This is a genomic window from bacterium (assembly GCA_030654305.1).
Lineage (GTDB): Bacteria > Krumholzibacteriota > Krumholzibacteriia > LZORAL124-64-63 > LZORAL124-64-63 > PNOJ01.
Genome location: JAURXS010000495.1, coordinates 1 through 10470 on the forward strand (window position 1 = coordinate 1; position 10470 = coordinate 10470).

Sequence of the window (10470 nt, forward strand, 5' to 3'; positions counted from 1 at the left end):
CCGCGAGCGATCTCGTTGGCCACCGGTTCGTCGGCCTCGGCGTGGCTGATGAAGACGTCCGTCAATGAACACCCCCGTGAGAACGCCCGTCAGGCATCCATGTCCGCCCACTTCCGCGCCGCCCGCGCAAAAAACACCAGCGCCACGATCGCCGCCACCCCGATCCCAGCGAACGGCAGCAACACCATGTACTGGGGATTGTAGGTCCGCCACAGCAGGTCCGTCGCCGCGGCGGGGTCCAGCCCGGTGACCTCCTGCAGCCGTGCGAAGGCCCCGGTGCGCTCGACCCCGGCCGCCGCGTCGAGCGTGCCCAGCTTGCCGTCCCACGCCCGCCCCCCGCCGAAGTGCTCCACCAGGTACTTCTGCGCCAGCACCGCCTTCTCGCCGAAGTTCCCGTAGAAGTAGCCCTGCAGCTTCGAGCCGATCAGGCCGCCCACGCCCACCGGTATGTTCACGAACCCCAGGTACAGGCCCTTCTTGTCCGGGGGCGCGATCAGCGCCAGGTACTCGTTCTTCTTGGGGCCGGTCAGCATCTCGCCGAAGGAGAAGCCGACGACGCCCAGCAGGAACACCCAGCCCAGGTTGGTCAGGCCCGCGACCAGGACGCCGGCGGTCGCCATCCCCATGCCCAGGACCATCGACTCCAGCGTGCGCATCTTGCGCACCAGCCACGAGACCGGGATCATCAGCAGCACGATCAGCAGCGCGTTCAGATTCAGCAGGATCTCCTGCGGCACCTGCCAGCCGCGGTCGGTCTGGATGGCCCAGCTGTCGGGGAAGAAGGACGAGCCCAGGAAGAAGCGGGCGGTGCCGCCGGAGTCGTTCCAGTCGGTGAGGAAGTTCGGGTGCAGGTCCCAGAGCGTGTACATCATCAGCCAGAAGCAGCTCATGATCAGCAGCCAGGTCGCCAGGCGCCAGTCGCCCAGCGTGCGCAGCGTGCGCGCGAGCACCTGCCCCGGGTTCGCGGTCTTGTCGGAGCCGCTGGCGAAATCCTTGAAGGTGAACAGCATCAGGTAGTTCAGCGACATGACCGCCGCCGCGGTGAAGAACAGCGCCTGCCAGGAGTAGTCGTGCCGGATGAAGTTGGCGAGCATCGGCCCGATGGCTGCGCCCACGTTCACCACCCAGTAGAAGATGCCCCAGCCCAGCGAGGAGCTCTTGCGGTCGAGGTTCTGCGCCAGGCTGCCCTGCAGCGCCGGCTTGAAGAAGGCCGTGCCGGTGGCCAGGACCACGATGCCGAAGGTGAAGCCCAGGAGGCTGCGCTGCGTCGCCATCAGGCAGTAGCCCAGCACGTTGCCGGTGATCGCCAGGAACAGGCTGCGCTTGTAGCCGTAGCGGTCGGCGAAGCCGCCGGTGAAGGTCGGCAGGATCGACTGGAAGGCGAACCAGAGGGCGTAGATGGTGCCCTTGTCGGCGGCCGTGAAGTGCAGGCCGTGGGGGTCGTCGGCCTGCATGATGTAGATCGCCACCACCGAGCGCACCAGGTAGTAGGAGAGGCGCTCGAACATCTCGATCGTGTTGAGCAGCCAGTAGCCGGTGGTGAAGCCCAGCAGCCTGCGGCGGTCGGCCAGCGCGTCGGCGATCGGCGTGGTGGTCATGGGGCGGTCCTTTCGGGCCGGACAGTGCGGCTGCGGCCATCATGATTAGCTTGTCCCGGACAGGCGACAGAACGGACAGTATAACAAAGGGAGCCCCCCGCCATGTCCGGGAAAATCAAAGGAACGCTCCTCGCCTCCCTGCTGCTGGCGGCGACCCCCGCCCTCGCCCAGTCCGACTGGGGCCTGCGCGGCGGCCTGACCATCGACCCCGACCAGGTCCACGTCGGCGCCCACGTGAACGCGGGCGAGATCTTCAACGACGGCTACTTCCTGCCCAACGTGGAGGTCGGGTTCGGCGACCACGGCACCCTGATCGCCCTGAACCCGGAGCTGGTGTACCGCTTCGACCGGCCCAGCCGGTCCCGCTGGGGCTTCTACATCGGCGGCGGGCTCGGCATCAACATCTACGACTGGGACGACGGGCCCCGCGACTACCGCGACGACACGGACACCGAACTCGGGCTGAACATCCTGGGCGGCATGTCCCGGGCGCGCCGAGGCGGCGGGGACGTCTTCCTGGAACTGAAGCTGGGGGTGGCGGACTCGCCCGAAGCCAAGGTGACGGTCGGGATCGGGTTCGAGTAGTCTCCCACTCCAATGTGGGCTAATATGGATTAAATATCGTATAAATATAGATAAATGGATGTGGGTTCCTGATCCCATCCCGGGGCTTGACGGTCGGCATCTATTTGGCTATATTGCCAAACAGCCAACGACAGGAGGCCGCCATGGACGACAGCACCCGCCGCAAGTACGACTCCCGCGCCCGCGTCATCAAGGCCATGGGCCACGGCACCCGACTGTTCCTCGTCGATGAACTGTCGCGCGGGGAGCGCTGCGTCTGCGAGCTGCAGGAACTGGTCGGGGCCGACATGTCGACGGTCTCGAAGCACCTCGCGGTGCTGCGCGAGGCGGGCATCGTGCGGGACGAGAAGCGCGGCAACCAGGTCTTCTACTCGCTGCGCTGCCCCTGCGTGCTGAACTTCTTCGCCTGCGTCGAATCGGTGATGCAGACCTCGGCCACGCAGGCCGTGGAACTGGCGAGGTGAGCTGATGGATTGGCGCCGCGAGAGCAAAGTCCTCGGCCTGGTCGTCGTCGTGTTCGTCGGCCTGTACCACCTGCCCGTCGGGGCGCCCCGTTTCGACGGCGCCGTCGTCGAGGCCCTGTCGCTGGTGCGCTGGTACGCCCGCGAGCACGTGCTGCTCTGTCTGGTGCCGGCCTTCTTCATCGCCGGCGGCATCTCGGTCTTCGTGAACCAGGCGTCGGTCATGAAGTACCTGGGCGCCGGTGCACCCAAGGCCCTGGCCTACGGCGTGGCTGCGACCTCGGGCACGGTGCTGGCGGTCTGCTCCTGCACGGTGTTGCCGCTGTTCGCCGGCATCTACGGCCTGGGCGCGGGGATCGGCCCCGCGACCGCCTTCCTGTACTCCGGGCCGGCGATCAACGCCCTGGCGATCATCCTGACCGCGAGCGTGCTCGGCCTGAAGATCGGCGTGGCGCGGGCCGTGGGCGCGGTGGTCTTCAGCGTGGTGATCGGCCTGCTGATGCACGCCATCTTCCGCAAGGACGCGCGCGAGTCCGCGCTGGCCGCCGCCCCGCCGCCCGACGACCAGGGCGGTCGCCCCCTGCACCGCACGGCCCTGACCTTCGCGGCGATGGTCGCGGTCCTGATCTTCGCCAACTGGAGCGGCGCGGCCGGGGGCTTCTTCGGCGCCGTGCACGCCGTGAAGTGGTGGCTCACCGCCGCGGCGGCCGCCGGTCTCGGCGCGACGCTCGTGGCCTGGTACGGCCTGGCCTGGTGGAAGCCGCTCGCGGCAGCCGCGGCGGTGGCGTTGACGGCGCTGCTGCGGCGCGACGATCCGGTGCTGCCGTTCACCGTCGGCACGCTGGCCTTCGCCTGGGCCGTGGCGAGCCGACCGGGCGAGCTGCGCGAATGGTTCGCCGCCAGCTGGTCCTTCGCGAAGCAGATCCTGCCGCTGCTGCTCGGCGGCGTGTTCATCTCCGGCCTGTTGCTGGGGAGGCCCGGCCACGAGGGGCTGGTGCCCTCGGCCTGGATCGCCCAGGCGGTGGGCGGCAACTCCCTCGGCGCCAACTTCTTCGCCGCGTTCGCGGGCGCCCTGATGTACTTCGCGACGCTCACCGAGATCCCCATCCTGCAGGGCCTGCTGGGCTCGGGCATGGGCCAGGGGCCCGCCCTGTCGCTGCTGCTGGCGGGGCCCGCCCTGTCGCTGCCCAGCATCCTGGTGCTGCGCACGATCATGGGGCTGCGCCGCACGCTCGTCTTCCTGGCGCTGGTCGTGGTCCTGTCGACCGTGACCGGCGCGCTCTTCGGCTGGCTCGCCTACTAGGAGGTCCGCGTGAAGGACATCGCCATCCTGGGCACCGGTTGCCCCAAGTGCCACAAGCTCGAGCAGGAGACGCGCCGCGCCGCGGCGGAACTGTCGCTCGACTGTGAGATCCGCAAGGTGTCCGCCGTGGCCGACATCATGAAGTTCGGCGTGATGATGACCCCGGCGCTGGTCGTCGACGGACAGGTGAAGGTCGCGGGCAAGGTGCCGTCGTTCGACGAGATCAAGAAGCTCATCGCAGGGGAGGCGTGAGATGGGCGGCAAGCCGTCGCGCTCGGCGCTGAATCGTTCCATCATCGTGGTCTCCGTGATCGCCCTCGCCGCGATCGTCTACCTGGTGCGCCCGGCCGCGCAGGGCGGGGGTGCGGGCGGCGGCGGCGCGACGACCACCCTGCCGCGGCTCGTCGATCTCGGGGCCGACAAGTGCGTCCCCTGCAAGATGATGGCCCCCATCCTGGAAGAGCTGCGCGCCGAGCAGGCCGGCCGGTTCGAGGTGGTGTTCATCGACGTCTGGAAGAACAAGGAGGAGGCCGAGAAATACGGCATCGACCTCATCCCGACGCAGATCTTCTACGCGGCCGACGGCCGCGAGCTGTTCCGCCACGAGGGTTTCTTCGCCAAGGAGGAGATCCTGGCCAAGTGGAAGGAACTCGGGGTCGCACCGAAGGGCAGCTGACCGGGAGGTACGCCGTTGGCATCGCTGTTCGCCTCGCTCACCGCCGCCGTTTCCGGCTCGCCGCCCGTGGCCCTGGGCGCCGCCTTCCTGTGGGGCGTGCTGAGCATCCTGCTGAGCCCCTGCCACCTGGCGAGCATCCCGCTGATCGTGGGCTTCATCCAGGGACAGCAGGGCGATGATCCGCGGCAGGCGCCCCTGACCCAGCGCCGGGCCCTGTGGCTGTCCACGCTGTTCGCGTCGGGCATCCTGGTCACCATCGCGCTCATCGGCGTGATCACCGCCGCCGCCGGGCGCATGCTGGGCGACGTCGGCGGGCTGGGGAACCTGCTGGTCGCCGCGATCTTCCTGGTCGTGGGCCTGATCCTGCTGGACGTGATCCCGCTGAACCTGTCGGCTCCGGGCGCCGTGGGGCTGCGGCGCAAGGGGGCCTGGGCGGCGCTGCTGCTGGGGCTGGTCTTCGGCGTGGCGCTGGGACCCTGCACCTTCGCCTTCATGGCGCCCATGCTGGCGGTGACGTTCAAGGTCTCCTCCACGCAGGCCGTCTTCGGGGCGGCCCTGCTCGCGGCCTACGGGCTGGGCCATTGCCTGTTGATCGTCGTCGCCGGCACGAGCACCGCCTGGGTGCAGCGGACCCTGGACTGGAACGCGGGGTCGCGGGCCGGCGGCATCCTCAAGAAGGTCTGCGGGGGTCTGGTGATCCTCGGCGGGCTCTACCTCGTCTTCACCTCCCACTAGGAGCCGGTCATGAAGCGCTTCTGCCTCGCGATCCTGCTGACCCTGGCCGCGGGAACCGCCGTCGCCGACCAGGCGCCCCGGCCCGACGTCACGGTCTACTACTTCCACGGCGACTTCCGCTGCAAGACCTGCCTGAAGCTCGAGCAAATGACCGTCGAGACGGTCAGGGACTCTTTCGCCACGCAGATCGAGGACAAGGTCCTGGAGCTGCAGGTCGTGAACTTCATGTCCGAGGGCAACGAGCATTTCGAGCAGGATTTCCAGCTCGAGCAGCAGTCCGTGATCGTCGTCGAGCGTGACGCGGGCAAGGTCGTCCGCTGGAAGACGCTCGAGAAGATCTGGGACCTGCACGACCAGCCCCTGCAGTTCGCCGCCTACGTCGCCGGCGAGACGCGGCTCTACCTCGACGGCGTCCCGGATCCCAAGCCGTGAGCCGCCGCCTCCCGCGCGTCCTGTTCCTCTGCACCGGGAATTCCTGCCGCAGCCAGATGGCCGAAGGCTGGGCCCGCGCCCTGCACGCCGACCGCTTCGCGGCCGCGTCGGCGGGGATCGAGACCCACGGCCTGAACCCCCGCGCCGTGCGCGCGATGGCCGAGGCCGGCGTGGACATCTCGCATCACGCCTCGAAGACCGCGGCCGACCTCGGGCCCGAGCCCTTCAACCTCGTGGTCACCGTCTGCGGGCACGCGCACGAGACCTGCCCGGTGCTGCCGGGCGCCCCGCGCACGCTGCACCGCGGCTTCGACGACCCGCCGCGCCTGGCGGTCGGCGCCGTCGACGAGGAGGCGGCCATGGCCCCGTACCGCCGGGTGCGCGACGAGATCCGCGCCTTCGTCGCCTCATTGCCCGACCTGCTGGACCGCTTCGACTCGAACCGCCTCGAAGAGGGAGACCGCCCGTGACCACCGCCGCCTGCATCGATAAGAAACCGCTGGGCCTGGGCTTCTTCGAGAAGTGGCTGACGCTCTGGGTGCTGCTCTCGATCGCCGCTGGCATCCTGCTGGGCAAGCTCGCGCCCGGAGCCTCGCGCGTGCTGGACGCGATGTCCGTCAACGTCGGCGGCGCGCCGGTGATCTCGATCCCCATCGCGGTCTGCCTGTTCTTCATGATGTACCCGATCATGGTGAAGATCGACTTCGCCGAAGCCGTCAAGGCGGGCCGCAGCGGCAAGCCGGTCGCGCTGACCCTGGTCGTCAACTGGCTGATCAAGCCGTTCACGATGTACGGCTTCGCCGTCCTGTTCCTGGGCGTGCTGTTCCGCGGGCTGATCGGCGCGGACGCCGTCGACCTGGTCAAGATGCCCCTGGGCCTGGACCTGCCGGTGGGCGCCGCGCACGGCGTGGGCCGGGTCGTGCTCGAGGGCGGCGTGAAGATGCTGGAGGTGCCGCTGTGGCGCAGCTACCTGGCGGGCTGCATCCTGCTGGGCATCGCGCCCTGCACGGCCATGGTGCTGGTCTGGGGTTCTCTGGCCCGCGGCAACGACGGGCTGACGCTGGTCATGGTCGCCATCAACTCGCTGACGATGCTGCTGCTCTACGGTCCGCTCGGCGGCTTCCTGCTGGGCGTGGGCCGGCTGCCGGTGCCCTGGCAGGCGCTGGTGCTGTCGATCGCGGTCTACGTGGCGCTGCCCCTGGTCGCGGGCTGGCTGTCGCGTCGCTGGCTGGTGGCCGCGAAGGGGCGCGACTGGTTCGAGCAGCGCTTCCTGCACGTGCTGACGCCGATCACGATCGTCGCGCTGCTGGCGACGCTGGTGCTGCTGTTCTCGTTCAAGGGCGCGACCATCCTGGCCAACCCGCTGACGATCCTCTGGATCGCGATCCCGCTGTTCGTGCAGACGGTCACGATCTTCGCGCTGGGCTACGCGCTGGCCAGGCGTCTGGGCCTGCCCTACCGCGACGCGGCGCCCGCGGCGATGATCGGCGCCTCGAACCACTTCGAGGTGGCCATCGCGACGGCGGTCATGCTGTTCGGCCTGTCCTCGGGAGCCGCGCTGGCGACGGTGGTGGGGGTGCTGATCGAGGTGCCGGTCATGCTGCTGCTGGTGCGGATCTGCCTGAAGACGCAGCGGCTGTTCCCCGCGGCATCCCGCTGACGGCAACGCACGCGCCGGCCGGCGAAGATGCGATCTTCGCCGGCCGGCGCTCTTGCGTCACGAACGTCGGCTCAACGGCCGGCGGTCACGGATTCGACACGGACCCGAGCACGATCTCGACCCGCCGGTTGTTGGCGCGGCCCTCGCTCGTGCTGTTGTCGGCGATCGGCCGGCTCTCCCCGATGCCTTCGGCCAGGATCCGGTCGGCGGGATAGCCGCTGCGCACGAGATAGCTGCGCACGGCGTCCGCCCGACGCTGCGACAGGTCGAGGTTGTGGTCGTCGGACCCCTGCGAGTCCGTGTAGCCCTCCACCACGATGTTGCGGTCGGCGGTCGCGGCGAGCGCCTTGACGAGCCGCTGCAGCTGCGACTCGGCGCCGGGCATCAGGGTCGACTCGTTGGAGCGGAAGAGGAGGCCACCCGAGAGGGTGAAGAACTCGCCCCGCCGGTCGTCCTTGGTGGCGATGAGCGCGTCGAGCTCGGCCTGGGTCTCGGCGGTCGTCTGCTCGGCCGCGAGGCGGGCCTTCTGCGCGACGGCCAGCTGGTCGGCGGTCGTCTGGCCGGCGTACTCGGAGACGGCCAGCGCCGTCCGCGTCTGGTTCAGGTCCTGCGTGCTGCTCTCCAGCCGCCGGGCCTGTTCCGCCGACATCCTGGCGGCCTCGAGACGGGCCACCTCGGTGGCGACGAGCTGCTCGTTCGTCGGCTGGACCACGGCCACGACGGCGGGGGTCGCCGCCGGCGTCTGGATCACCACAGGCGTGCGGTCCTGGATCACGATCGGCGTGCGGTCCTGGTTCGCCAGGCCCTGGGCCGTGGCCATCTTCTCGGCTTCCAGGCGCGCGATCTGCTCGGCGGCGAGCTGATCGACCGATGCCTGGCCGACGGCCTCGGAGACGGCCAGCGTCGTCCGCGTCTGGTTCAGGTCCTGGTTCTTCTCCTGCATCAGGGCTTCCTGTTCGGCCATCCTCGTCTCGGTCACGAGATGGGCCCTCTGCTCGGCGGCCAGCTCGTCGGTCGTCGCCTGCACGGCCTGCTCGGAGGAGGTCAGGGCCGACCTCGCATCACGCAGCTCCAGCGTCCTCTCCTGGAGGATGTCGCCCTGGGCGGTGTTGAAGTCGGCGTTCGACGCCGTCGCGTTGTTGCGCTGCAGGGCGATGGAGGCGGAGGCTTCGGCCATCTCGGCCTTGCGCTGCGCCACGTACGCGAGGTCGCGCGTGCGGTACGAATCGGCATCGTCCTTGAAAGCCGCCTCGGCCTTGTCGAGCGCGAGCTGCGCCTTGTGCAGCTCCTCCGGCGACAGTTTGGCCGCCGGCCCAACGCTCGCCCGCTCGTAGGCCGCGCGGGCGCCGGTGAGTTCGCTCGGGGCGGTCGAGCCGCAGCCGCACATCAGCACGGCGCCGGCGACCATGATCAGCAATCCGGTCGTTCTCATGTTATTCTCCTTACAACCGTTCACCGGTTGTCGTTCTGGAGCTGGTGGACCCGCTCCATGGCTTGTGCCGCTTCCGTTTTCTCGTCCTGCTCACGGGAGAGCAGGATGGCGAGCTCTGCATCGACCTCGGCGCGCATCAGCAGCGACGCGGCCTCGTCCTTGTCGCCCTTCTCGGCCAGGGCGTTCGCGCGGTCCAGCTCCTCCTTCGCCAACTGCAGGTGCAGGGCGGCACGCGGAACGGAGCTCGCTCCGACCGCTTCGGCCGCGCGGATGGCGGAGGTCGACGATTCGGTGCGCAACGGGGGGTTGCTCGAACAGCCCGCGGCGGCTACGACCAACAGAAGACAACAGGCCGTCGTTACGGATCTCATGGGTTCCTCCTCGACTACGGAATTCATCTTGCCCGGACCGGGACAAGGCAACTCGCGTGCCGCCGCGCCGGCGCCTTAACCCGCATGGAATCAACGGCCGCGAGCGGCCGGCACCGGCCGGGCTCCCTCATTTCGATGGGGTGGGGATCATTGTGATGCGGCGGCCCCGCCGCGGTATGCCGGCGGCGTGGCGCGGTGCCCCGTTGTTCGTATGCTGTCGAAGACGCGTGTCGTGACGATCGCGCGGAACACCAGGCTCCACGATAAGGATGCGATCATGACGAACGTCGGCTCGAACCCGGGACATCGGCACGGCGCCGATGATATCCCCGCCAACTGGACCGTCGCCGAACTCGTCATCCGGCACCCCGCCCTGCGCGAGACGCTGGAGCGTTTGGGCGTCGACTACTGCTGCGGCGGCAAGAAGCCGCTGGCCGCGGCCGTCGCGGATGCCGGCCACGATTGGACGACGGTCCGGACCGAACTGCAGGAAGCGCTGGCGTCATCGGCGGACGGCGCGCCGCCCGCCGACTGGAACACCGCCGCGCTCGGCGCGCTGGCCGACCACATCCTGGAGAAGCACCACGCTTTCACCAAGACGCAGCTGCTGCGGCTCGACGGACTGCTGGCCAAGGTTCAGAACGCGCACGGTGCGCACCACGGCGCCGTCCTGGAGAGCCTGCGGAGCGTCTTCGACGACCTGCGCGCGGAACTCGACGCCCACCTGATGAAGGAGGAGCAGATCCTGTTCCCCGCCATCAAGGGCATCGACGCGTTCATGTCGGACCGGGGCGAACGGCCGGCGATCCACTGCGGCAGCGTCGGCCATCCCATCCGCCAGATGGAACACGAGCACGACGGCGCCGGCCAGGCGCTGGCCGCGATGCGCCGGATCACCGCCAACTACCGCCTGCCGGCGGACGCCTGCCAGACGTACTGCGCGCTGTACGACGGCCTGCAGGCCCTGGAGGCGGACCTGCACGAGCACATCCACCTGGAGAACAACATCCTGTTCCCCAGGAGCGTGGCGCTCGAAGAGGACATGAACACGAGGCACGCCTGAACGCCCTCCCGTGCGGGGCCCGCCGGCGCGGCGATCGCCGACGAAAGCGCCCGGTGGCGGTTTGCGGGACCCGTATCTATGGTGAGCACCTGACCGGACATCGCAGCAACCCCCACCCACCGAGAGCGCCGTGCACGACCACCTGCCAGCCCAC

Annotated in this window: 13 protein-coding genes; 10 read left to right on the forward strand and 3 right to left on the reverse strand. The window is 69.2% G+C overall.

Annotated elements, in window-relative coordinates:
* Window positions 1-89: 89 nt before the first annotated feature.
* Window positions 90-1598 (reverse strand): MFS transporter, encoded by a 1509-nt coding sequence (locus Q7W29_14155; GenBank protein ID MDO9172965.1) that lies wholly within the window; start codon window positions 1596-1598, stop codon window positions 90-92.
* 102 nt (window positions 1599-1700) lie between these two features.
* Between Q7W29_14155 and Q7W29_14160 the strand changes: the two genes are divergently transcribed.
* The 9 genes from Q7W29_14160 to arsB all read left to right on the forward strand — a co-directional run bounded on the left by Q7W29_14160 (window position 1701) and on the right by arsB (window position 7450).
* Complete coding sequence (locus Q7W29_14160; GenBank protein MDO9172966.1) at window positions 1701-2183, forward strand: hypothetical protein; 483 nt, start codon at window positions 1701-1703, stop codon at window positions 2181-2183.
* A gap of 143 nt (window positions 2184-2326) precedes the next feature.
* Window positions 2327-2647 (forward strand): metalloregulator ArsR/SmtB family transcription factor, encoded by a 321-nt coding sequence (locus Q7W29_14165; GenBank protein MDO9172967.1) that lies wholly within the window; start codon window positions 2327-2329, stop codon window positions 2645-2647.
* A 4-nt stretch (window positions 2648-2651) separates the two neighbouring features.
* Entirely contained in the window at window positions 2652-3947 is a 1296-nt protein-coding gene (locus tag Q7W29_14170; GenBank protein MDO9172968.1) for a permease, read from the forward strand.
* A gap of 9 nt (window positions 3948-3956) precedes the next feature.
* Window positions 3957-4199, forward strand: coding sequence for a thioredoxin family protein (locus Q7W29_14175; protein MDO9172969.1), 243 nt, complete (start codon window positions 3957-3959; stop codon window positions 4197-4199).
* A gap of 1 nt (window position 4200) precedes the next feature.
* Window positions 4201-4623 carry a thioredoxin family protein gene (locus Q7W29_14180; protein MDO9172970.1) on the forward strand — a complete coding sequence of 141 codons (423 nt, stop codon included), beginning with the start codon at window positions 4201-4203 and terminating at the stop codon, window positions 4621-4623.
* A gap of 15 nt (window positions 4624-4638) precedes the next feature.
* Complete coding sequence (locus Q7W29_14185; protein ID MDO9172971.1) at window positions 4639-5358, forward strand: cytochrome c biogenesis protein CcdA; 720 nt, start codon at window positions 4639-4641, stop codon at window positions 5356-5358.
* Between the two features lie 9 nt (window positions 5359-5367).
* A complete protein-coding gene (locus Q7W29_14190; GenBank protein MDO9172972.1) occupies window positions 5368-5790 on the forward strand; it encodes a nitrophenyl compound nitroreductase subunit ArsF family protein in 423 nt (140 codons plus the stop codon).
* Window positions 5787-6260 carry an arsenate reductase ArsC gene (locus Q7W29_14195; GenBank protein MDO9172973.1) on the forward strand — a complete coding sequence of 158 codons (474 nt, stop codon included), beginning with the start codon at window positions 5787-5789 and terminating at the stop codon, window positions 6258-6260. The genes Q7W29_14190 and Q7W29_14195 overlap by 4 nt, the downstream gene beginning before the upstream one ends.
* Window positions 6257-7450: an ACR3 family arsenite efflux transporter gene (arsB, locus tag Q7W29_14200; protein MDO9172974.1), complete on the forward strand. Its 1194-nt coding sequence runs from the start codon at window positions 6257-6259 to the stop codon at window positions 7448-7450. Before Q7W29_14195 ends, arsB begins: the two co-directional genes overlap by 4 nt.
* An 85-nt stretch (window positions 7451-7535) precedes the next feature.
* Here the strand turns inward: arsB and Q7W29_14205 are convergent, their stop codons facing one another.
* Together Q7W29_14205 and Q7W29_14210 are read right to left on the reverse strand one after the other, a co-directional pair.
* A complete protein-coding gene (locus tag Q7W29_14205; protein ID MDO9172975.1) occupies window positions 7536-8882 on the reverse strand; it encodes an OmpA family protein in 1347 nt (448 codons plus the stop codon).
* A 20-nt stretch (window positions 8883-8902) separates the two neighbouring features.
* Window positions 8903-9253 (reverse strand): DUF4398 domain-containing protein, encoded by a 351-nt coding sequence (locus tag Q7W29_14210; GenBank protein MDO9172976.1) that lies wholly within the window; start codon window positions 9251-9253, stop codon window positions 8903-8905.
* A 277-nt stretch (window positions 9254-9530) separates the two neighbouring features.
* Here Q7W29_14210 and ric point away from each other — a divergent pair, with 277 nt between their 5' ends.
* The gene (gene ric, locus Q7W29_14215) at window positions 9531-10316 is read left to right on the forward strand and encodes an iron-sulfur cluster repair di-iron protein (GenBank protein MDO9172977.1); all 786 of its coding nucleotides are present in this window, start codon (window positions 9531-9533) and stop codon (window positions 10314-10316) included.
* Window positions 10317-10470: the final 154 nt, after the last annotated feature.

What these genes read in the sequence shown, in the direction of transcription:
- Q7W29_14155 (MDO9172965.1), bottom strand. Translation starts at nt 1,598, where the DNA reads ATGACCACCACGCCGATCGCCGACGCGCTGGCCGACCGCCGCAGGCTG.
- Q7W29_14160 (MDO9172966.1), top strand. Translation starts at nt 1,701, where the DNA reads ATGTCCGGGAAAATCAAAGGAACGCTCCTCGCCTCCCTGCTGCTGGCG.
- Q7W29_14165 (MDO9172967.1), top strand. Translation starts at nt 2,327, where the DNA reads ATGGACGACAGCACCCGCCGCAAGTACGACTCCCGCGCCCGCGTCATC.
- Q7W29_14170 (MDO9172968.1), top strand. Translation starts at nt 2,652, where the DNA reads ATGGATTGGCGCCGCGAGAGCAAAGTCCTCGGCCTGGTCGTCGTCGTG.
- Q7W29_14180 (MDO9172970.1), top strand. Translation starts at nt 4,201, where the DNA reads ATGGGCGGCAAGCCGTCGCGCTCGGCGCTGAATCGTTCCATCATCGTG.
- Q7W29_14190 (MDO9172972.1), top strand. Translation starts at nt 5,368, where the DNA reads ATGAAGCGCTTCTGCCTCGCGATCCTGCTGACCCTGGCCGCGGGAACC.
- Q7W29_14205 (MDO9172975.1), bottom strand. Translation starts at nt 8,882, where the DNA reads ATGAGAACGACCGGATTGCTGATCATGGTCGCCGGCGCCGTGCTGATG.
- Q7W29_14210 (MDO9172976.1), bottom strand. Translation starts at nt 9,253, where the DNA reads ATGAGATCCGTAACGACGGCCTGTTGTCTTCTGTTGGTCGTAGCCGCC.
- ric (MDO9172977.1), top strand. Translation starts at nt 9,531, where the DNA reads ATGACGAACGTCGGCTCGAACCCGGGACATCGGCACGGCGCCGATGAT.